Source organism: Vibrio sp. F13 (assembly GCF_020806305.2).
Lineage (GTDB): Bacteria > Pseudomonadota > Gammaproteobacteria > Enterobacterales > Vibrionaceae > Vibrio > Vibrio crassostreae_C.
In genome coordinates this window covers 1,056,156-1,077,147 of the sequence record NZ_CP170175.1, presented here as the reverse complement: position 1 = coordinate 1,077,147, position 20,992 = coordinate 1,056,156, and the positions used below count along the sequence as shown (strand labels likewise).

Below are 20,992 nucleotides of genomic sequence, written 5' to 3'. Positions count from 1 at the left end.
CGCTGATAAATATAAGGAAGTGTTATGAGCTTGAAGTGGATTGATTCGCGAGATATCGCAATTGAGCTATGTGATTTGTACCCTGATACTGATCCTAAAACGGTACGTTTTACCGATCTGCATCAATGGGTGCTAGACCTTGAAGAGTTCGACGACGAGCCTAACCACTCGAATGAGAAAATCTTAGAGGCTATTATTTTGTGCTGGATGGATGAGATGGATTAATCCTCTTGTCTAATGATTTGGTCGCGGGTTGGTATCAGTCCAATATAAAACGCAGCCAAGTTAACAATTCTTACTAAAAAAAGCGGACCTTATGGTCCGTTTTTTTATCAAAATGACATTTTCCTCCTACATAATGCTAACATCAGTGCGCTAATAAAAAATAATCAGAATCACACACTCACAGTGGTTCATGACAAGGAGAAATCATGTCTACACAGATGTCAGTATTTTTAAGTCAAGAAGCTGCCCAGCCTCAGTGGGGAGCAAGAGCTATTTTATCGTTCTCAGAAGCGGGAGCGACAATTCACATTGGTGAAGGCCACGATCTAGGCGCAGTTCAACGTGCGGGTCGTACGCTTGACGGACAAGGTATCGCATTCGTTTCACTTCGTGGTGAAGGTTGGGATCTAGAAAGCGTTTGGGCTTTCTACCAAGGCTACCGTGGACCAAAGAAAAAGAATGCATTGGAATGGGATGCACTTTCAGAAGCCGATCAAACTGAGCTTGAAGCTCGTATTCGCGCAACTGACTGGACGCGTGACATTATCAATAAAACCGCTGAAGAAGTGGCACCTCGTCAACTTGCGACAATGGCTGCAGAATACATCAAGTCAGTGGCGCCAGCGGGCACTGTTAAAGCGAAGATCGTTAAAGACAAGGATCTACTAACCGAAGGTTGGGAAGGCATCTACGCGGTCGGCCGTGGCTCTGAGCGTACATCAGCAATGCTGCAACTGGACTTCAACCCAACAGGCGATGAAAACGCACCTGTATTTGCCTGTTTAGTCGGTAAAGGTATTACGTTCGATTCGGGCGGTTACAGTATCAAGCCAGGCCAATTCATGACAGCGATGAAAGCTGACATGGGTGGCGCAGCAACGATTACTGGTGGCTTAGGTCTTGCGATTGAACGCGGTCTTAACAAGCGCATCAAGCTTATTCTATGTTGCGCAGAGAACATGATCTCTGGTCGCGCATTGAAGCTTGGCGATATCATTACCTACAAAAACGGTAAAACAGTTGAGATCATGAACACTGATGCGGAAGGTCGCTTAGTGCTAGCTGATGGCCTGATGTACGCAAGTGCACAAAGCCCTGAGCTGATCATCGACTGTGCAACGCTAACAGGCGCGGCTAAAAACGCATTAGGTAACGACTACCACGCACTATTAAGCTTCGATGATGAGTTGTCTCATCAAGCGCTAACGGCGGCAAATCAAGAGAAAGAAGGCTTATGGCCACTGCCTCTTGCTGATTTCCACCGTGGTATGTTGCCTTCAAACTTTGCTGATCTTTCAAACATCAGCACGGGCGATTACACACCGGGTGCAAGTACAGCTGCGGCATTCCTTTCTTACTTTGTAGATGACTACAAAAAAGGTTGGATTCATATGGATTGCGCGGGTACTTACCGTAAGTCAGCAAGTGACAAGTGGGCGGCAGGCGCAACGGGTATGGGCGTTCGCACACTGGCTCGTCTTCTTATCGACCAAGCAAAATAATAATAAGGGTGAGCGGTATTTTGTGCCGCTCATTCATAAAGCTCAGATCGAAAGATCTCAGTAATTTCAGTATTTAATAACAAAAAAATGAAGTGAAGGAATCCCTATGGCTCTAGAAAGAACGTTCTCAATTGTTAAGCCGGATGCAGTTAAGCGTAACCTTGTTGGTGAAATCTACCACCGTATCGAAAAAGCAGGCCTAGAAATTATTGCTGCTAAAATGGTTCGTCTTACTGAAGAGCAAGCGAGTGGCTTCTACGCTGAACATGAAGGTAAAGAGTTCTTCCCAGCTCTTAAAGAGTTTATGACTTCTGGTCCTATCATGGTTCAAGTGCTTGAAGGCGAAAACGCTATCGCTCGTTACCGTGAGCTTATGGGTAAAACAAACCCAGAAGAAGCGGCATGCGGTACTATCCGTGCTGACTACGCAATCAGCATGCGTTACAACTCAGTTCACGGCAGCGACAGCCCTGAGTCTGCAGCTCGCGAAATCGAATTCTTCTTCCCAGAATCTGAAATTTGCCCACGCCCAGCTCAATAATCGGCACTGCAAATTATTCTAAAGGCTTCACCTCGGTGAGGCCTTTTTTGTAAGTGGATTTTACGCTCTCGATAATTAATTTAGTCGTCATTCTCGAAAGCGACGAAGGAGCGTAATCGGGAATCTGTTTTTGTTATTGGAGATTCCAGATACTTCGTTCCTCAGTTCTGGAATGACGGGGAACTTTGGAGCAACCATCTCGTGGTAAATATTATCGAGCAATTGGTGATTATTTACGTCATTCCCGAAAGCGACGAAGGAGTGTAATCGGGAATCTTTGTTTAAATTGGGTAATCTCAGGCCGATAAATACAATCGTTCAAATTTTAATCGCTTAAGTTTGAATGTCTTAATAAACACAGGGTTTTACAATGCTTGTTGAAGTTGCGTAAAGCCTGTACAATTCGCGCCCTTAATTATTGTTCCGTCATTGAGAGGCATCATGACCACAGCTAAAGTCAATCTACTCGATTTTGATCGTAAAGGTCTTCGTAAATTTTTCACAGAAGAACTGAATGAGAAAGCGTTTCGAGCAGAGCAAGTGATGAAGTGGATTTATCACTTCGGTGTCGATGACTTCGAACAAATGAACAACATCAACAAAAAGTTACGTGAGAAACTTCAACGTCGCTGTGAGATTGTTGCACCTGTTGTTTCTGAAGCTCAACACTCTTCAGATGGCACAATTAAATGGGCGATGAGCGTTGGCGACCAAGACGTTGAAACGGTATACATCCCAGATGGTGACCGTGCGACGCTATGTGTATCTTCACAGGTTGGTTGTGCACTTGAATGTAAGTTCTGTTCTACAGCTCAACAAGGCTTCAACCGTAACCTAAAAGTTTCAGAGATTGTTGGCCAAATCTGGCGTGCATCTCGCGAAATCGGCCTAGAAAAAGAAACCGGTCGTCGTCCAATTACTAACGTTGTAATGATGGGTATGGGCGAGCCTCTATTGAACATGAAGAACCTAATGCCATCATTAGAAATCATGCTTGATGATCTAGGTTTCGCACTGTCTAAGCGTCGTGTAACCGTATCAACTTCTGGTGTTGTTTCTGGCCTTGACCAAATGACAGACAACATCGATGTCGCATTGGCTATTTCTCTACATGCGCCAAACGATGCACTACGTAGCCAAATAATGCCGATCAACGACCGTTGGGATATCCAAGACTTCCTAGCATCTGTTCGTCGTTACATTGCATCTTCAAATGCTAACCGCGGTAAAGTAACGGTTGAGTACGTGTTATTGGATCATGTGAATGATGATATGGACCACGCACGTGAACTTGCAGAGCTAATGAAAGAGACGCCTTGTAAGATCAACTTGATTCCATTCAACCCTTACCCGGGGTCGCCTTATAAGAAGCCAAGCAACTCTCGTATTGATCGCTTCCAAAAAACGCTGATGGAATACAACTACACAGTAACCGTTCGTAAGACTCGTGGTGATGATATTGATGCCGCGTGTGGTCAGTTAGTCGGTGATGTGATTGATAGAACCAAGCGTACTAAAATGCTTAAAGCAGCCTCTGAAGCGAACTTGATTGCCGGTGGTGTGATTGAAGTAAAAGCGGTATAAAACGCGATTAGAACCTAAACAAGCCAGAAGTCTTACTTCTGGCTTGTTGCTTTTCTGGGGTGCAGTTTTTGATTTTTTGGACTTCTTGCCCACGCTTTCTTACATTTTTCGTCAAATTTTGGACAAAACCATGAGCTGACGGTAAATTTTGTTTAAAGTGTTTTTGCCTTGTAATGGCATTAGCTTATGATTAACTAATCTTAAATTAATTTAAGTGCTCGCTTGCTACTGATCATCAATATGTCTATTTAGGTTGGCTACTTGATAAACTAGCTTCCTGAGAAGGTCATCCATAATAAATGAATGATGTTCGCCTTTAAGGGTTGATGATTTAGATAGCAGGAAAAATTCCACATAACGTGGGTTGTTAGATTGAGCTTAAACGACAATAAGAAAACGCTCTCCTCAACCTGCGATAATACTTTAGAAGTTCACTCTCTATGAACACAGAACAAGATACACAAGCGCAAGAAAACGTAGCTCCAGCTTTGGAAGCGGGAACGCTGCTTAAGAACAAACGAGAATCTCTTGGTTTAACGCAAAAGCAGATTTCTGATCGCTTGAAACTTCGCGTTACTCTGATCCAACAAATTGAAGAAAACCAATTCGAGTCAGATCAAGTGGCGACGTTTATGCGTGGCTATATTCGTTCATACGCGAAATACGTCAATCTTGACGAAAAAGTCGTATTGAGTGCGCTGCATCATGCCGGTGATGCTCAGCATCAAGAGCAAGAAATGTTGAGCTTTTCTCGTAAGACCAAAACCGAGAAGCACAACAGCCGTATTATGATCCTGACTTGGAGTATTTTTGCGGTCATTGCGGGTATCTCCTCACTTTGGTGGTGGCAGAACCAACAACAAGACACCCTATCTCAATCTTTAGCGAATACCGAAAGCTCAGAAGAGCTCGCGGTAGAAGAATCACTTGCCCCTGAATTCACATCTTTAGAAGTGATTGAAGCTGAACAAAATGAAGCGGGTGCTTCTGTTGTTGAAGATACTGAAGGCCTTGCTGCGATAAGCGATGCGGAAGATACTTCAGATGCTGTTACTCCAGCTGACGAAACTCCTGCACAACAAGCAACAGAGACTGAACCAACTGCTGAACCAACTGCTGAAGCTGCTGCTAATACAGAAGCGGTTGAAGCAAGCACGGCTCCTGAAGCTGTGGCTAACGAGCTAGTCATGCAGTTCTCTGCTGATTGTTGGATCCAAGTAAAAGATGCAACGGGTAAAACCTTGTCGACTGGCATCAAAAAAGCAGGTCAGTCGTTAAATCTATCAGGAACTGCGCCATATAAAGTGATTCTAGGTGCGCCAGAAGGCGTATCAATGACATTTGCAAGTGAACCTGTCGACCTTTCTGGGTATACTTCAGGCAAAGTAGCTAGAATAACCTTACCTTAGAGTTAATATGCAACACGAATCTCCTATTATTCGTCGCAAATCAACCCGTATTTATGTGGGTGATGTGCCGATCGGTGATGGTGCACCAATTGCTGTGCAATCCATGACCAACACAAGAACAACAGATGTAGCCGCGACCGTTGCTCAAATTAGAGCTCTGGAAAAAGTTGGCGCTGATATCGTTCGCGTATCTGTACCGACTATGGATGCAGCTGAAGCCTTTAAGCTAATCAAGCAGCAGGTCTCTGTTCCTTTGGTTGCTGATATTCACTTCGACTACCGTATCGCACTTAAAGTGGCGGAATACGGCGTTGACTGTCTGCGTATCAACCCAGGTAACATCGGTAACGAAAGCCGTATCCGCTCAGTTGTTGATTGTGCACGTGATATGAATATTCCGATTCGTATTGGTGTTAACGGCGGTTCTCTTGAGAAAGAGATCCAAGAGAAATACACAGAACCTACAGCAGAAGCGCTTGTTGAATCAGCAATGCGTCATGTAGATATCCTAGACCGCCTGAACTTTGATCAATTCAAAGTCAGCGTGAAGGCTTCTGATGTATTCCTTGCTGTCGGTTCTTACCGTTTGCTGGCTAAGCAGATTGATCAACCTCTCCACCTTGGTATTACCGAAGCGGGTGGTGCGCGTGCAGGCTCTGTGAAGTCAGCGGTAGGTTTAGGTATGCTTCTTTCTGAAGGTATCGGCGATACGCTGCGTATATCGCTAGCGGCTGATCCGGTTGAAGAGATCAAAGTTGGCTTTGATATTCTTAAATCTTTGCGCATTCGTTCGCGTGGCATCAACTTCATTGCGTGTCCGAGCTGTTCTCGTCAAGAGTTCGATGTTATTAACACCGTTAATGCCCTTGAAGAGCGCCTAGAAGACGTGATCACTCCAATGGACGTATCTATCATCGGTTGTGTGGTTAACGGCCCTGGTGAAGCTGAAGTGTCTCACTTAGGTTTAGCTGGTAGTGCACGTAAGAGTGCCTTCTACGAAGATGGTAAGCGTCAGAAAGAGCGCTTCGACAACGATGACCTTGTCGACAAACTTGAAGCTAAGATTCGTGCAAAAGCGTCAGTGCTTGATAAAGCAAATCGCATTGATGTAGAAAACTTAGAAGATTAATACAACGCGATGGGGTGTGATTGTCTATTCGCACTAACACCTGGTCGTGAGAAATTACGGAATAAATACTGTGGCTAAAAATATCCAAGCAATTCGAGGCATGAACGACTGCCTTCCAACTCAATCACCACTGTGGCAGAAAGTAGAAAGCGCAGTTAAAAGCGTGGTGAGCGCATACGGTTACAACGAAGTACGTATGCCTATCGTTGAAGAAACAAACCTATTTAGCCGTGCAGTTGGTGAAGAGACAGACGTTGTTTCTAAAGAGATGTACACCTTTGACGACCGCAATGGCGATAGCCTAACGCTGCGTCCAGAAGGCACAGCAGGTTGTGTTCGTTCATGTATTCAAAACAGCCTTATCAACCGTGATGAACAGCGCCTATGGTACATGGGCCCTATGTTCCGTCACGAGCGTCCTCAAAAAGGTCGTTACCGTCAATTCCACCAATGTGGTGTTGAAGTGTTTGGCCTAGACGGTCCAGACGTTGACGCAGAACTTATCATGATGACAGCACGTCTATGGCGTGAGCTAGGCATCGACAAGCACGTTCGCCTAGAGCTGAACTCAATCGGTTCTCAAGAAGATCGCGTTAGCTACCGCACTGCCTTAGTGGCTTTCCTTGAGCAACACATTGATGTGCTTGACGAAGACTGCAAACGTCGCATGCACACTAACCCTCTACGTGTACTTGATACTAAGAACCCTGATGTTCAAGCTATCTTAGGTGACGCACCTCGACTATCTGAATATCTAGGTGAAGAATCGAAGCAACATTTTGCTGGTTTGTGTGAACTTCTTGACGCTGTTGGTATCGAATACCAAGTTAATGAGCGTCTAGTACGTGGCCTAGATTACTACAACCGCACCGTATTTGAGTGGATCACAGATAGCCTTGGTGCTCAAGGTACAGTATGTGGCGGCGGTCGTTACGATGGTCTTGTTGAGCAACTAGGCGGCAAAGCAACAAATGCAGTTGGCTTCGCAATGGGTCTAGAGCGTTTGGTTCTTATGATGGAAACGCTAGAGCTAACAGAAGTTCGTCGTAGCGTTGATGTATACGTAGTTGCTGCTGGCGAAGGTACTATGATCGCGGGCATGCAGTTAGCGAATCAATTACGCGACACCGTTGAAGGCGTGCGTGTAATGAACCACTTCGGTGGTGGTAACTTCAAGAAGCAATTCAAACGTGCTGACAAAGTAGGTGCTGTTGTGGCGCTGGTACTTGGTGAGAACGAAGTTGCTGACAATACAGTTGTGCTAAAAGATCTGGTTGGCGGCGAGCAAGAAACCGTGTCTCAAACGGAAGTTGCAGAGAAAGTTGCTGCGCTAATCTAATTAGCCATTGAGCAAACGCTCATAATGAATACTAACGTCAGCACTATGCTGGCGTTTAAAGAATTAAAGAGGACAGGAAGTGGAACTTTACGATAGCGAAGAGCAACAAGTTGAAGCCATTAAAGATTGGTGGAAAGAGAACGGTAAAGCCGTAATCTTTGGTGCGGTTATTGGTTTAGGTGGTCTATTTGGCTGGCGCTATTACCAAGATTCAGTAGTTGAAGCGCGTGAAGCAGCTTCAGAAAGCTACACCTCTGTAATTTCAGCTCTTGATGTTAAGGGTGTTGATGCTCAATCTGATATTCAAGCTTTCATCGACGCAAACAAAGATGCTGAGTACTCAGTACTTGCTGCTATGCAACTAGCAAAAGTACAAGTACAAGCAGGCGATCTAGCGGCGGCACTTGAACAGCTCGAGTGGGCAAAATCGGCAACTAAGGACGCGGCACTTGCGCCACTACTTACTTACCGTGTTGCACGTATTAAAGCTGAGCAAGGTGAATTTGACGCAGCACTGACTGATCTTGCTGCTATGACAGACGAATCTTGGAAAGGCCGTGTTGCTGAACTGCGTGGTGATATCTCACTTCGTAAAGGCGACACAGACGCAGCATACAGTGCTTACACAGAAGCACAGCAAGCTGTTGACGCTAGCCAAACGCTTCAAATCAAACTTGACGACCTAGCTAAATAAGGCGCTTTGAATGAAGAAGATGTTTCCAAAAGCGGCGTTGTGTGCGATTGCTCTTGGCCTACTAGCTGGCTGTGCGGGTGAAGAAGACACCGTAATCATGGCTCCAGTCCCAACGGTAAACAGCGAGTTCACTCCTAGTCAGGAATGGTCTACGTCGGTTGGTGATGGTGTTGGTCACTACTTTTCAAAACTAACGCCAGAATTGGCTTACGACAAAGTGTTTGTTGCAAGCCGTGAAGGTATGGTTAAAGCGCTTGATCCTGATACAGGTAAAGCGCTGTGGAAAGTCGATCTTGAGAAAGACGTATTGGCTCGTTTATCGGGTGGCTTAACGGCGGCTTACGGTAAAGTTTTTGTTGGTTCTGAAAATGGCGAAGTGATCGCACTGGAAGAATCGACCGGTGAAGAGCTGTGGCGTGTATCAGTCAATGGCGAGGTGCTTGCATCCCCAGCAACTGATAGCAACATGGTCATTGTTCATACCAGTCGCGGTATGTTGATCGCGTTAGATCAAGCAAGCGGTGAACAAAAATGGACCATCAGTACGGAAGTACCAAGCCTAACACTGCGTGGCGATAGCTCGCCTGTTGCAGTTTCTGGTGGTGTATTCTGGGGTACAGCAAATGGTCGTCTAGCTGCGGCTATCGTTGATCGTGGTCAGCTTATTTGGCAACAGCCAGTAGGCACACCAAAAGGTGCAACGGAAATTGATCGTTTGGTTGATGTTGATGCATCTCCAATTGTTCTTGGTGGCACCCTGTATACCGTAGGTATCAATGGTCAGCTGATTGCTATCGACCTTCGTTCTGGTAAGCCAATTTGGAAACGTAACTACTCATCAGCGATTGATTTAGCAAGTGATGGTAGCCGTTTGTTCGTTGTTACCGACAAAGACCATGTGGTTGCGGTTGATGCGCGTAGTGGTACTGAACTGTGGAGCACTCCATTGTTAGAAAACCGCTTACTGACAGCACCTGCTATTATTAATGGTTATGTAGTCGTGGGTGATACTGAAGGTTATCTGCACTGGTTGGATCGTTCATCGGGTGAGTTTGTTGCTCAACAGCTTGTCGATGATAGCGGCTTTGCGGTTGCACCAATTGAACTGCCTGAAGGCTACTTAGTGACGACTCGCAATGGCGATGTAAAGAAACTAACGATTAGCCAATAAAAGCGTGATATAATTCACAGTCGGCTCCTGGTTGGTAACAGCCAGGAGCCGTTTTGTTGTTAAAAATTAATAAACCGTGTGGTTATAGGTAAGAGTTTAAACTTGCGAACAAGTGCTTACCTATAACTACATTTAGAGAAGAAATTGTAGAGGTTGTTATGGTACCTGTTGTTGCTCTAGTAGGGCGTCCGAACGTAGGTAAATCTACGTTATTTAACCGATTGACTCGAACTCGTGATGCATTGGTTGCGGATTTCCCTGGCTTAACGCGTGACCGTAAATACGGTCATGCTCATTTTAGCGAGCATGACTTTATTGTTATTGACACTGGCGGTATCGACGGTACTGAAGAAGGTGTTGAAACTAAAATGGCTGAACAGTCGCTAGCGGCGATTGATGAAGCTGATGTCGTTCTATTTATGGTAGATGGCCGTGCGGGTCTAACACCTTCAGACGTGGCGATTGCTAAGCACCTACGTCAACTAGAAAAGCCTTCAATGCTAGTAGTAAACAAGGTTGATGGTATCGACCCTGATGCTGCAAGTGCTGACTTCTGGCAACTAGGTGTAGAAGACATGTACCAAATCGCTGCGGCGCATGGTCGTGGTGTTACTGCACTTATTGACCTTGCTCTTAACCCATTCGCAGAAGCGCTAAAAGCTGAGAATGGCGAAGTAAGCGACTTAACTGAGTTTGAAGACGAAGAAGAAGAGCAGGTTGAATTTACAGAAGAAGAAGCTGAAGCAGAATTCAAGCGTCTTCAAGATCAACCGATCAAACTAGCGATCATTGGCCGTCCTAACGTAGGTAAATCAACGCTAACGAACCGTATTCTTGGTGAAGAGCGTGTGGTTGTTTACGATATGCCAGGTACGACTCGTGACTCTATCTACATCCCAATGCAGCGTGACGAGCGTGAATACGTTCTAATCGATACTGCGGGTGTTCGTCGTCGTAAAAACATCAACGAAACGGTAGAGAAGTTCTCAGTGGTTAAAACACTGAAAGCGATTGAAGATGCTAACGTTGTATTGCTGCTTATCGATGCTCGCGAAAACATCTCTGATCAAGATCTAAGCTTGCTAGGCTTTGCGTTGAACGCTGGTCGTTCAATTGTTATTGCCGTAAACAAGTGGGATGGCCTAGATAACGACGTTAAAGAACGCGTTAAGAAAGAGCTAGACCGTCGCTTAGGCTTCGTTGATTTCGCACGTATTCACTTTATCTCTGCACTTCACGGTACAGGTGTTGGTCACTTGTTTGAGTCTGTACAAGAAGCTTACAAATCAGCGACTACTCGTGTTGGTACTTCTGTGCTAACTCGTATCATGAAGATGGCGACTGATGATCACCAACCGCCTATGGTTCGTGGCCGTCGTGTGAAACTGAAATACGCGCACGCTGGTGGCTACAACCCACCGATTATCGTTATCCACGGCAACCAAGTTCGTAACTTGCCAGATTCATACAAACGATTCTTGATGAACTACTACCGTCGTTCACTAGAAATCATGGGTACACCTATTCGCATTCAATTCCAGAACAGCGAGAACCCATTTGAAGCTAAGACAAACAAGCTGACAATTTCTCAAGAACGTAAACGTAAGCGTATGATGAGCATGGTTAAAGGTCGTAAGTAAACCTTTCCAATAGATTTGATACCCGAGCCTGTCTCGGGTATTTTTTTAAGCAAAATTCACGTTAAGCCATAACAATATGTTTTTATCATCATGGCTTAACGAATCAGACTAGATTCCAAAAGAAGAACGATATGACTACTAGCGATTTGATTACACCAGCGTCAGCAATCACACCAACCATTATTCAATTTTGTCATCAGGCTTGGCAGCTCAATGCTAAAGCGCTATACGTTGAAAGCGACGACAGCAAAACTTACCTGATTGCCGACGTAACACCTTTCCACCCAGTGAGTCATATTTGGCCCGATCACCCTGCAGACCAAGGCTTTGTGAATGTTGGTGACGTGCAATTTCCCGTTGAAGACTGCCTTGTTGGTGCTATAGAACAATCTACTGGCAAGCTTCATATCGCAGCAGATATCCCTGTTAAGCGTGATACGGAAGGGTGGGCGTTTGTTGTTGTCCACCAGCTACCTACATCTGCTTCTATGATTAAGGTTAACGACGAAGTCGTGTTGTCGGTTGATAAAGAGTATCAAGCCAGTTTGAGCCGTGGTCACAGTGCTGGTCACATCGCTTTCCTAGCCTTGAATAAAGTATTGGCTGAAAGCTACTGGCGTAAAGATGCGGATAGAAAAGATCCGCTTGGCAGTTACGACTTCAATAGCTACGCACAAGTGACGAGCTTTGTGACTCCAGAGCTGTGTACCGATAAGTATCGCTTAGGCAAAACCCTGAAGAAGCGTGGTTTGAACGTTGCAGATATGCTAGCAAGTCTTGATGACATCGAAGCTGATATCAACCAAATGATTGCGGGCTGGTTTGCAGAGCCGACGCCAGTTGCAATGCGACTGGAAGGCGAAGCATTAACAGACTCTCGCTATTGGGAATGGCAGTTGGATGCCGACACTTTAGTGTCTATTCCGTGTGGTGGTACTCACATTGAGAACACCTCAGAACTTGGTGCGCTGTCCGTTAAGCTGACCCAGCTAGATGGCCAAAACATTGAAATGCTGACGCATGTAATTCGATGATTTAGACTACAGATCGAAATGGCTTGTGCTGTTTATTTTATTTTTACATGTCACTTTTGATATAAATGACTATTTGAAATTGAAATGCAGCATATGTAACTTATGCTTTCGGTGTGTGGTGATATAAATATTCTTTTTGGGGTAGATCGCTGATCAAAATAGATAAAGCGAAAGATCAACCTATGATCTTCGATTGTGTGTCGTACTAATTTAGTGTGCTATTATTAACCAATAACAAGCTTGCATAAGAACAAGCTGTACCCGATTACACAATTGAAAGCCTTAGTGAATGGAACAACAATTTTTATTAGAAGGTCATCGAGCCGTCAATAGCTTGCTACGGAAGCTTGCGCTTGGGATGGATCGCAAAGATTTAAATCACAAGATTATTCAGCTTACCGAGCAGCTTTTTGGGCAGCGCATGGCTTCAATTCTACTGCTCAACTCAGAGTCTAAAACTTTACACCTTGAATATGCTCCAAACCTGCCTGATTTTTACAATCAACAGATTGAAGGGGTAGAAATTGGTGCGGGGATAGGTTCTTGTGGCGAGGCAGCTGCGCTTAAGAAAGCAGTGATGGTCTCCAACATAAATGCACACCCAAACTGGGCACCTTTTTTAGCCCTCACTAATCAAGCGAATCTGCATGCCTGTTGGTCGGTACCCATTATCTCGTCGCGCGGTAATGTGTTGGGTACCTTCGCTATTTATAGTCAGTACATCTCTGAACCGCATGAATTTGAGCTCGAGATCTTGGAGCTGCTTGCTTCTTTGTATTCAGTAGCGCTAGAGAATCAACTCAACTTTTTTGCCAGTCATGATTCGCTGACGCATTGCTTGAACCGCCGAGCATTGTTAAGTGAAGCTAAGAAGGTTTTAGTTAAACGATGTTTTGCGGACAAAGTGATGGCCTGCCTGTTTGTTGATGTTGATAAATTCAAGTCAATCAACGATACGTATGGCCATAGCTTTGGCGATGATGTTCTGTTAGCCGTTGCAAAAGTTCTCGATGAAGCGACTACGGCATGTGCCAAGGTAGGTCGTTACGGTGGTGACGAGTTTGTAGTGTTTTCTTGCTTTGATACCGAACAAAAAGTGTCAGACTTTTATCACAGCTTAGAAAAAGCGTTGGATAAAGCTCTCTATATTAATGGCGTTCAGTTTTCAGTCAGTGTTGGGATTGCTTGTGAAAAGTCGCCTAAAGGGCTCGATCAGTTGATTGCGTCAGCTGACAAAAGCATGTATCAAATCAAGCAAGCCAAGGCGAAGAAAGAGTAGATTGCTTATTAGTACTGAAAGTAAAAAGTTAGGATTTCCTATGAGTGAAAATATCTGCCCTAAATGCCAGTCAGAACTTAGCTGGGATGGTAAATACCACTGTGAAAGCTGCCAAGGTCACTTTACAAAAGTGGGCTTTTGTCCTGAGTGCAGCAGCCAATTAGAGAAGCTTCAAGCTTGTGGGGCTGCGAGCTATTTCTGCAATGGCGATTGTAACGAGCTTAAATCTAAGTCGAGAGTGAAATTCGAGTTTCAACAAGCCGAATAGTCTTACCTCTCAATGGCAAGACGATAATCTGAGATGTTTTTTGGAGGTCTAGTATGAAAATATTGGGCTTTTTTTGTATTTAGCGAATATGCGTGTGTCATCTTGGTTCAATCTTATCGTCACTGCACCAGTATGAAACATAGTTACATGATTGCTATGCACTCTATTGGTGTGAGTTTCTTTTAAATTCTATTAATACAATTACTTATAAATAATTTCATTGGTTTATAAGTTTGGCACTCTTCTTGTAACTCTGTAATTGAATAACAAAAATACAATTATGGAGTAATATCATGAACAAGGTGTTCAATTTATCGCTAGCTGCACTGTGTACAACACTTTCATTTTCTTCTGCAACAGTGCTTGCGGCTGACGATACCATTAAAGTCGGCGTTCTACATTCATTGTCAGGCACTATGGCGATCAGTGAAACAACGCTAAAAGATACCGTTCTTATGCTCATCGACGAGCAAAACAAAAAAGGTGGCTTACTTGGTAAGAAGCTTGAGCCTGTAGTTGTTGACCCTGCGTCAAACTGGCCGTTGTTTGCTGAGAAAGCACGTGAGCTTATCGAGAAAGAAAAAGTGGATGTGGTATTTGGTGGTTGGACATCGGTATCACGTAAATCCATGCTGCCAGTTTTTGAAGAGCTAAACAGCATCCTTTTCTACCCAGTACAGTATGAAGGCGAAGAGTCCTCTAAAAACGTTTTCTACACCGGTGCTGCGCCAAACCAACAAGCGATTCCTGCCGTTGATTACTTAATGGATGAACTTGAAGTGGAACGTTGGGTGCTTGCAGGTACCGATTACGTTTATCCACGTACCACTAATAAGATCTTAGAGGCCTACCTAAAAAGTAAAGGTGTCGCAGAAGAAGACATCATGATCAACTACACACCGTTTGGTCATTCTGATTGGCAATCTATTGTTTCAGATATCAAGAAGTTTGGTGAAGCTGGTAAGAAAACCGCCGTTGTATCTACTGTGAATGGCGATGCAAACGTACCTTTCTATAAAGAGCTTGGTGCTCAAGGTGTTTCATCTGAAGACATTCCAGTGATTGCATTCTCGGTTGGCGAAGAAGAGCTATCGGGCATGGATACTGAACCTCTAGTGGGTCACTTAGCGGCATGGAACTATTTCATGAGCGTCGATACCGAAGTCAATGAAGAGTTCGTTGAAACATGGCAGTCATTCATTAAGAGTGACAAACGTGTAACGAATGACCCGATGGAAGCACACTATATTGGTTTCAATATGTGGGCTCAAGCTGTGACTAATGCGGGCACAACCGATGCTGAAGCGGTGCAAGATGCATTGATTGGTGTGTCTGTTCCAAACCTATCTGGTGGCTACTCAACCATGCTACCAAACCACCACATAACTAAACCTGTATTGATTGGTGAGATTCAAGATGATGGCCAGTTTGACATCGTTTGGGAAACCACAGGCCTTGTTGCAGGTGATGCTTGGTCTAACTACTTACCTGAATCAGCAAAACTATTCTCTAGTTGGTCTAAGCCATTCTCATGTGGTGCGTTCAACGTTGAAACTAAAAAGTGTTCTGGTGGTAACTAGAGTTATTCGCTCTTAGCTGATAACTAGTTACTGGTTATCAGCTTTCGTTACTGGGTGTTAGCTATTACCGGTAACTACTAGCTATGAATATTGAGCCTTCTCTTTAGGGAAGAGTGCTTCTGCATGGAGGCGCAACGAAAGAGAAGGCTCAAATTAGTTTCAAGTCACAACAACTATCCAAACATCCACCAAGTAAAAAATAACAATATCTAACTTGTTGGTTAAGGAAGCAGGGATGAAGAACGTATTAAACGTATTTAAGGCGCTGTTGCTCATGGCTATCAGTGCTCAGTTGGCTTTTGCTGGAATAACGGATGAAGCTAGCTTTACCAAGGCGCTAGTTGGTAAAAAAACATCGGATAAAGAGCTAGCCATCGATTGGATCATTGAGACACAAACGGAAGACGTGTCGAAGGCTATTTTATATGGATGGTTAAACGGCAATCTCTATTACTTCAATGATAAAAAAAACGAACATTATAAACAGCTCTATCTCATTCAAAACACCAAAACAGCCACTTCAGCTCAGTCTGTATGGGATGAATCAACTCTCAATATCGACAATGCTAAGCTGTTTAAAAAGGTGCGCGTAAACAACAAACTTCGCGGGATCTTACGGGGTGAAATTGCCTCTATTGGATTAAATAGCAGTAACCCAGATGTGCGTTATCAAGCGGTTCTCGATCTACTGGGAACTAAGGATGCCACTATCATCGATCGTTTATCCGAACTTAGAGAAAATGAGACCGATGGTAAAGTCGCTGAACTCATGGATTTGTCATTAGCTATTTTTACCTCGCTTGATAACAGTGCAACAACTGAAGCTCGAGTAACATCGATTGAACGAGTGGGCGACTTTAAGCATTCAGTCGTTCTAAAAACACTGAACCAACTACTTAACGGTGAGCAAGAACCAAGCATTTTGGCTGCAACAGAGCGTGCGATGGACGATTATCAACAAAGCCAAGCTCTGTACTCAGGTGTTGAAACCGTATTCTTTGGCTTGAGTTTAGGTTCGGTATTGGTACTAGCGGGCATTGGCTTAGCGATCACCTTTGGTGTGATGGGCGTTATCAACATGGCTCATGGCGAGCTGATCATGATTGGCGCTTACACCACCTATGTATTGCAACTTCTGATGCCGAATCATATTGGTTTAGCGCTAATACTTTCTATTCCTGCAGCATTCATCGTTTCGGGCTTAGTGGGTATTGCGATTGAGCGAAGCGTGATTCGTCACCTTTATGGGCGTCCATTAGAGACCTTGCTCGCCACCTTTGGTATCAGCTTAATCTTGCAGCAAGCCGTTCGCTCTATTTTCTCTCCGCTGAACCGATCAGTGAGTACACCTGAATGGATGTCTGGTGCGCTTCAATTGAATCCTATGCTATCGCTGACTTATAACCGTCTTTACATCATCTTGTTCTGTGGCTTGGTGTTTATGGGGTTATTGATGGTTCTGAAAAAGACACCGTTAGGCCTTCAGGTTCGTGCCGTTTCTCAAAACCGTGGTATGGCTCGTGCGATGGGGATTCGATCGGAACGTGTTGATGCGATGACCTTCGGTTTAGGCTCTGGCGTCGCAGGTGTTGCGGGTGTAGCGCTTTCTCAACTGACTAACGTTGGCCCAAATATGGGGCAGGCGTACATCATTGATTCTTTCATGGTGGTGGTGTTTGGCGGGGTTGGCAACTTATGGGGCACACTAGTCGCAGGGCTCAGCCTTGGCTTATTTAATAAGATTTTAGAACCATGGGCTGGTGCGGTTCTCGCCAAGATCCTAGTACTGGTTTTCATCATTCTGTTTATTCAAAAACGTCCACGCGGACTATTCCCGCAACGTGGCCGTGCGGCTGAAGGTTAAGGACAACATCATGCAGTCTAAATCATTTGTACTTTCGGCGATGCGTGGTGACAAAGGTGGTCAACTGACCATCCTTGCCATTCTTGCGGCCGTCATTCTTATTCCGCTGGCTAACACCATGTTGCCAAGTGGACACCCGCTTCATGTTGAGACTTTTACAATCTCATTAATGGGCAAATACCTGAGTTACGCAATGTTGGCGTTGGCGCTCGATCTTGTGTGGGGCTACCTCGGAATCTTGAGTCTAGGCCATGGCGCTTTCTTTGCGCTTGGTGGCTATGCGATGGGCATGTACTTAATGCGCCAGATTGGTGACCGTGGGGTATATGGTGACCCAATCCTACCTGACTTCATGGTGTTTCTTGATTGGTCGGCGTTGCCATGGTTCTGGCAGGGCTTTGATCAGTTCTGGTTCGCCTGCCTAATGGTGGTGTTGGTACCGGGCGCATTGGCTTATTTGTTCGGTTATTTAGCTTTCCGTTCTCGAGTGTCAGGGGTGTATCTTTCTATCATGACTCAAGCGTTAACTTACGCATTGATGCTGGCGTTTTTCCGCAACGAAATGGGCTTTGGTGGTAACAATGGATTGACGGACTTTAAAGACATCATCGGTCTGAGCTTGCAAAGTGATGCAGTCAAGATAGGTCTGTTTGTTGCGACTGGTATTGCGCTAATCCTCAGCTACATCGCGTGTCGCATGGTGGTGACCAGTCGATTAGGGCGAGTGGCTTTAGCGATTCGTGATACTGAATCTCGCACTCGATTCATGGGTTACGACGTCGATGGTATCAAGCTGTGGGTCTTCGTTCTGTCTGCGGTTATCGCGGGTATTGCTGGTGCTTTATATGTGCCTCAAGTCGGTATCATCAACCCGGGAGAGTTTGCTCCGCTTAACTCGATTGAGATAGTGGTTTGGGTTGCCTTGGGCGGTCGTGCCACTCTGTTTGGTGCCATCGTTGGTGCCCTGATCATCAACTACGCCAAGAGTTGGTTTACGGTTGAATTCCCAGAGGTGTGGTTATTCGCCCTAGGTGGTCTATTCGTACTTTCAACCATGTACTTCCCACAAGGTGTGATTGGCTTTGTTAGCGAGAAATGGCAACAACTGCGTAAGGCGTCAGGTTCACGAGGCAAGGGACAAGGAAAATCAGATAAGGATGATCAGTCAGAAAACAAGGAGGTGATCGTATGACCACATTTAGTAACGTTAAGGAATCGGTTCAAGCCTTCACTCGCCGAGACGAAGTCTTTGATTACCTCAAGCCTGATGTTCATCCTGCCATCGATACCCGTCATAACGTGTTGTTGTACGTGGAAGGCGTTAACAAAAACTTCGATGGTTTCCAAGCGATAAACGACCTCAATCTTTATATCAAAGAAGGCGAACTGCGCTGCATCATCGGTCCTAATGGCGCGGGTAAAACCACTATGATGGATATCATTACGGGTAAAACAAAGCCAGATACTGGTGATGTGTGGTTAGGCTCGAACATTAACTTATTGAAGATGAATGAAGCAGAAATTGCCAATGCTGGAGTTGGGCGTAAGTTTCAAAAACCGACCGTGATTGAATGTCTAACCGTTTGGCAAAACCTTGAATTAGCCATGGCGGGCGACCGCTCTGTTTGGTCTACTTTCACTGCGGTGATGTCTGGTGAGCAGAAGGACAAGCTCACCTCGGTACTTGAACTTATTCACCTAAAAGACGAAGCCGCCAACTTGGCTGGCAATCTCTCTCACGGACAAAAGCAGTGGTTAGAGATCGGCATGTTATTGATGCAGAACCCCAAGCTGTTGCTGGTGGATGAGCCCGTTGCAGGTATGACTCACCAAGAGATGGATCGTACATCGGAGTTACTTAACTCACTGGCAGGCAAACACTCTGTAGTCGTGGTTGAACACGATATGGATTTCGTTCGTTCAATCGCTAGCCATGTAACCGTACTTCATCAAGGTCACGTGTTGGCCGAAGGCACCATGGATCAAGTGCAAGCTCACCCTGAAGTTAAACAAGTTTATCTCGGAGAATAGGATGCTAGAGGTTAAATCAGTTAATCAATATTACGGTGAGAGCCACACGCTGTGGGATTTGGATATGCAGATCCCAGAAGGTAAATGCACGGTGCTAATGGGGCGAAATGGTGTCGGTAAAACCACCTTACTGCAATGCATTATGGGGTTGGTGAAGGTTGAAAGCGGTGACATCTCCTTATCGGGTGAGTCACTTTTGAAAACCGATGCCGAGGACCGTCCACGCCAAGGGATCGGCTATGTACCGCAAGGTCGCCAGATCTTCCCAATGCTCACTGTTCAAGAAAATCTAGAGGTCGGTTTACCGATTCGTAAAAAGGGTGACCGCAAGATCCCTGAATTCATCTTCGATATTTTCCCAGTGTTAAAAGAGATGCTACATCGTCGCGGTGGTGATTTATCGGGTGGCCAGCAGCAACAGCTAGCGATTGGGCGTGCGCTGGTGGTTAATCCAAAGCTATTGATCTTGGATGAGCCGACGGAGGGTATTCAACCCAATATTGTGCAAGAGATTGGCGACATCATTCGCATGCTCAACGAGAAAATGGGGCTCACGGTTCTGTTGGTTGAACAGAAGCTGCCGTTTGCAAGAAAGGTCGGTGACCGTTTTTGCATTATCGACCGTGGACGCCAAGTGGCAGAAGGTGAAATGACAGGGCTCGATGAGTCCTTGATAAAGGAGTACCTAACCGTATGAATTCTCTCTTTTCTCCGAATGAAGTAAGCAAGGCTTCTTTAGTAGAAGCTTTATCTTTGAATGAGACCATCGAACAAGATATTCGTGATGGTTGGCAAGCGAGTTTAAACCTCACCTTTGTCGATCGAGGTGATAAAACCGTATTAAAGAATCGTCAGCAGTCTGGTCCGCTTGCGGTGCAACGCCCCCTGTATCCTGATGGGGAAACGTGTCACACCTACTTACTCCATCCCCCCGGCGGAGTGGTAGGTGGTGACACTCTCAATATTAACGTGAATCTTGAGCACGGTGCTCACGCGTTGATTACCACACCCGGTGCGACCAAGTTTTATCGCTCAAACAACAAGTACGCCAAGCAGAAGCAGACCCTACGAGTGAAGAAAGATGCACGCTTGGAATGGATGCCGCAAGAGAACATCTTTTTCCCGAATGCACACGTTCGTTTAGATACTGAAATTCGCCTAGAAAAGGGTGCACAGTTTTGGGGTTGGGAGATGCACTGTTTTGGACGCCCTGCACAGAATGAGGGATTCGAGCATGGTCATCTCGTTGGGAAAACAGAAATCTATCTTGATAATCAAAGGCTTCTGACTGAAGGCTTTAATTTTCATGGTGGCGATAAGTTAATGATAAATATGGGGTTACTTGATTATTCAATGATGGGAACCTTTTATATCACCTCAAATGAGAAGCAAGATCTAGAGTTGGTACAGAGCTTGCTCATATCTATTACACAGCAAGCTTCACAGCAATCAGTTACATCAAAAACGTCGAGTGAACCCACATTAATATTGGGTGCTACTCAGATAGAAGGATTGATTGTGGTGCGAGCCTTGGGTAATTGGAGTGAAGATATCCTCCAAGCCTTTGGTCAGATTTGGCAAGCAACTCGCTCTCATTTATGTGGTACGACTCCTGATTTACCAAGGATTTGGGCGACTTAGCGATTAGCCCTTTTTGTACCTAGGGTGACTTCCGACCCTAGGTACATTTTTTCAAGCTTGC

At 45.1% G+C, this 20,992-nt stretch carries 19 protein-coding genes; all 19 read left to right on the top strand.

The annotated features are described in order from the left end of the window. The first annotated feature begins 24 nt into the window (after nt 1–24). The 19 genes from iscX (at nt 25) to LMH68_RS04835 (ending at nt 20,931) form a co-directional block, all read left to right on the top strand. A complete protein-coding gene (gene iscX, locus LMH68_RS04925) occupies nt 25–225 on the top strand; it encodes a Fe-S cluster assembly protein IscX (protein WP_004740335.1) in 201 nt (66 codons plus the stop codon). Nucleotides 226–431: 206 nt separating this feature from the next. Next, complete coding sequence (gene pepB / locus LMH68_RS04920; RefSeq protein WP_017062517.1) at nt 432–1,727, top strand: aminopeptidase PepB; 1,296 nt, start codon at nt 432–434, stop codon at nt 1,725–1,727. A 106-nt stretch (nt 1,728–1,833) separates the two neighbouring features. After that, the gene (ndk, locus tag LMH68_RS04915; RefSeq protein WP_016797173.1) at nt 1,834–2,268 is read left to right on the top strand and encodes a nucleoside-diphosphate kinase; all 435 of its coding nucleotides are present in this window, start codon (nt 1,834–1,836) and stop codon (nt 2,266–2,268) included. Nucleotides 2,269–2,709: 441 nt separating this feature from the next. Next, nucleotides 2,710–3,852 carry a bifunctional tRNA (adenosine(37)-C2)-methyltransferase TrmG/ribosomal RNA large subunit methyltransferase RlmN gene (locus LMH68_RS04910; protein WP_017062516.1) on the top strand — a complete coding sequence of 381 codons (1,143 nt, stop codon included), beginning with the start codon at nt 2,710–2,712 and terminating at the stop codon, nt 3,850–3,852. Nucleotides 3,853–4,292: 440 nt separating this feature from the next. Then, nucleotides 4,293–5,261: a cytoskeleton protein RodZ gene (rodZ, locus tag LMH68_RS04905; protein WP_229647775.1), complete on the top strand. Its 969-nt coding sequence runs from the start codon at nt 4,293–4,295 to the stop codon at nt 5,259–5,261. Between the two features lie 7 nt (nt 5,262–5,268). Then, the gene (ispG, locus tag LMH68_RS04900) at nt 5,269–6,390 is read left to right on the top strand and encodes a flavodoxin-dependent (E)-4-hydroxy-3-methylbut-2-enyl-diphosphate synthase (protein ID WP_009848294.1); all 1,122 of its coding nucleotides are present in this window, start codon (nt 5,269–5,271) and stop codon (nt 6,388–6,390) included. 70 nt (nt 6,391–6,460) lie between these two features. Continuing rightward, nucleotides 6,461–7,729 (top strand): histidine--tRNA ligase, encoded by a 1,269-nt coding sequence (gene hisS / locus LMH68_RS04895; RefSeq protein ID WP_004735105.1) that lies wholly within the window; start codon nt 6,461–6,463, stop codon nt 7,727–7,729. Between the two features lie 79 nt (nt 7,730–7,808). After that, the gene (locus LMH68_RS04890; RefSeq protein WP_017062513.1) at nt 7,809–8,423 is read left to right on the top strand and encodes a YfgM family protein; all 615 of its coding nucleotides are present in this window, start codon (nt 7,809–7,811) and stop codon (nt 8,421–8,423) included. Between the two features lie 10 nt (nt 8,424–8,433). Continuing rightward, complete coding sequence (gene bamB, locus LMH68_RS04885; protein WP_017062512.1) at nt 8,434–9,594, top strand: outer membrane protein assembly factor BamB; 1,161 nt, start codon at nt 8,434–8,436, stop codon at nt 9,592–9,594. A gap of 158 nt (nt 9,595–9,752) precedes the next feature. Next, complete coding sequence (gene der / locus LMH68_RS04880; RefSeq protein ID WP_017062511.1) at nt 9,753–11,234, top strand: ribosome biogenesis GTPase Der; 1,482 nt, start codon at nt 9,753–9,755, stop codon at nt 11,232–11,234. Between the two features lie 131 nt (nt 11,235–11,365). Next, nucleotides 11,366–12,268, top strand: coding sequence for an alanyl-tRNA editing protein (locus LMH68_RS04875; RefSeq protein WP_229647776.1), 903 nt, complete (start codon nt 11,366–11,368; stop codon nt 12,266–12,268). Between the two features lie 289 nt (nt 12,269–12,557). Further along, nucleotides 12,558–13,547, top strand: a complete 990-nt coding sequence (locus LMH68_RS04870; RefSeq protein ID WP_229647777.1) for a sensor domain-containing diguanylate cyclase — start codon at nt 12,558–12,560, stop codon at nt 13,545–13,547. A 40-nt stretch (nt 13,548–13,587) separates the two neighbouring features. Then, nucleotides 13,588–13,815, top strand: a complete 228-nt coding sequence (locus LMH68_RS04865) for a zinc ribbon domain-containing protein (RefSeq protein ID WP_102387459.1) — start codon at nt 13,588–13,590, stop codon at nt 13,813–13,815. A gap of 293 nt (nt 13,816–14,108) precedes the next feature. Then, the gene (urtA, locus tag LMH68_RS04860; RefSeq protein WP_010440568.1) at nt 14,109–15,395 is read left to right on the top strand and encodes an urea ABC transporter substrate-binding protein; all 1,287 of its coding nucleotides are present in this window, start codon (nt 14,109–14,111) and stop codon (nt 15,393–15,395) included. Nucleotides 15,396–15,630: 235 nt separating this feature from the next. Then, nucleotides 15,631–17,259: an urea ABC transporter permease subunit UrtB gene (gene urtB / locus LMH68_RS04855; protein WP_017065607.1), complete on the top strand. Its 1,629-nt coding sequence runs from the start codon at nt 15,631–15,633 to the stop codon at nt 17,257–17,259. Nucleotides 17,260–17,269: 10 nt separating this feature from the next. Further along, complete coding sequence (urtC, locus tag LMH68_RS04850; RefSeq protein WP_016767140.1) at nt 17,270–18,451, top strand: urea ABC transporter permease subunit UrtC; 1,182 nt, start codon at nt 17,270–17,272, stop codon at nt 18,449–18,451. Continuing rightward, nucleotides 18,448–19,290: an urea ABC transporter ATP-binding protein UrtD gene (urtD, locus tag LMH68_RS04845; RefSeq protein WP_016767142.1), complete on the top strand. Its 843-nt coding sequence runs from the start codon at nt 18,448–18,450 to the stop codon at nt 19,288–19,290. Before urtC ends, urtD begins: the two co-directional genes overlap by 4 nt. Nucleotide 19,291: 1 nt before the next feature. Next, nucleotides 19,292–19,987, top strand: a complete 696-nt coding sequence (urtE, locus tag LMH68_RS04840) for an urea ABC transporter ATP-binding subunit UrtE (RefSeq protein WP_017062505.1) — start codon at nt 19,292–19,294, stop codon at nt 19,985–19,987. Beyond that, nucleotides 19,984–20,931 (top strand): urease accessory protein UreD, encoded by a 948-nt coding sequence (locus LMH68_RS04835; protein ID WP_017062504.1) that lies wholly within the window; start codon nt 19,984–19,986, stop codon nt 20,929–20,931. Before urtE ends, LMH68_RS04835 begins: the two co-directional genes overlap by 4 nt. Nucleotides 20,932–20,992: the final 61 nt, after the last annotated feature.

What these genes read in the sequence shown, in the direction of transcription:
- iscX (WP_004740335.1), top strand. Translation starts at nt 25, where the DNA reads ATGAGCTTGAAGTGGATTGATTCGCGAGATATCGCAATTGAGCTATGT.
- pepB (WP_017062517.1), top strand. Translation starts at nt 432, where the DNA reads ATGTCTACACAGATGTCAGTATTTTTAAGTCAAGAAGCTGCCCAGCCT.
- ndk (WP_016797173.1), top strand. Translation starts at nt 1,834, where the DNA reads ATGGCTCTAGAAAGAACGTTCTCAATTGTTAAGCCGGATGCAGTTAAG.
- LMH68_RS04910 (WP_017062516.1), top strand. Translation starts at nt 2,710, where the DNA reads ATGACCACAGCTAAAGTCAATCTACTCGATTTTGATCGTAAAGGTCTT.
- rodZ (WP_229647775.1), top strand. Translation starts at nt 4,293, where the DNA reads ATGAACACAGAACAAGATACACAAGCGCAAGAAAACGTAGCTCCAGCT.
- ispG (WP_009848294.1), top strand. Translation starts at nt 5,269, where the DNA reads ATGCAACACGAATCTCCTATTATTCGTCGCAAATCAACCCGTATTTAT.
- bamB (WP_017062512.1), top strand. Translation starts at nt 8,434, where the DNA reads ATGAAGAAGATGTTTCCAAAAGCGGCGTTGTGTGCGATTGCTCTTGGC.
- der (WP_017062511.1), top strand. Translation starts at nt 9,753, where the DNA reads ATGGTACCTGTTGTTGCTCTAGTAGGGCGTCCGAACGTAGGTAAATCT.
- LMH68_RS04875 (WP_229647776.1), top strand. Translation starts at nt 11,366, where the DNA reads ATGACTACTAGCGATTTGATTACACCAGCGTCAGCAATCACACCAACC.
- LMH68_RS04870 (WP_229647777.1), top strand. Translation starts at nt 12,558, where the DNA reads ATGGAACAACAATTTTTATTAGAAGGTCATCGAGCCGTCAATAGCTTG.
- LMH68_RS04865 (WP_102387459.1), top strand. Translation starts at nt 13,588, where the DNA reads ATGAGTGAAAATATCTGCCCTAAATGCCAGTCAGAACTTAGCTGGGAT.
- urtA (WP_010440568.1), top strand. Translation starts at nt 14,109, where the DNA reads ATGAACAAGGTGTTCAATTTATCGCTAGCTGCACTGTGTACAACACTT.
- urtB (WP_017065607.1), top strand. Translation starts at nt 15,631, where the DNA reads ATGAAGAACGTATTAAACGTATTTAAGGCGCTGTTGCTCATGGCTATC.
- urtC (WP_016767140.1), top strand. Translation starts at nt 17,270, where the DNA reads ATGCAGTCTAAATCATTTGTACTTTCGGCGATGCGTGGTGACAAAGGT.
- urtD (WP_016767142.1), top strand. Translation starts at nt 18,448, where the DNA reads ATGACCACATTTAGTAACGTTAAGGAATCGGTTCAAGCCTTCACTCGC.
- urtE (WP_017062505.1), top strand. Translation starts at nt 19,292, where the DNA reads ATGCTAGAGGTTAAATCAGTTAATCAATATTACGGTGAGAGCCACACG.
- LMH68_RS04835 (WP_017062504.1), top strand. Translation starts at nt 19,984, where the DNA reads ATGAATTCTCTCTTTTCTCCGAATGAAGTAAGCAAGGCTTCTTTAGTA.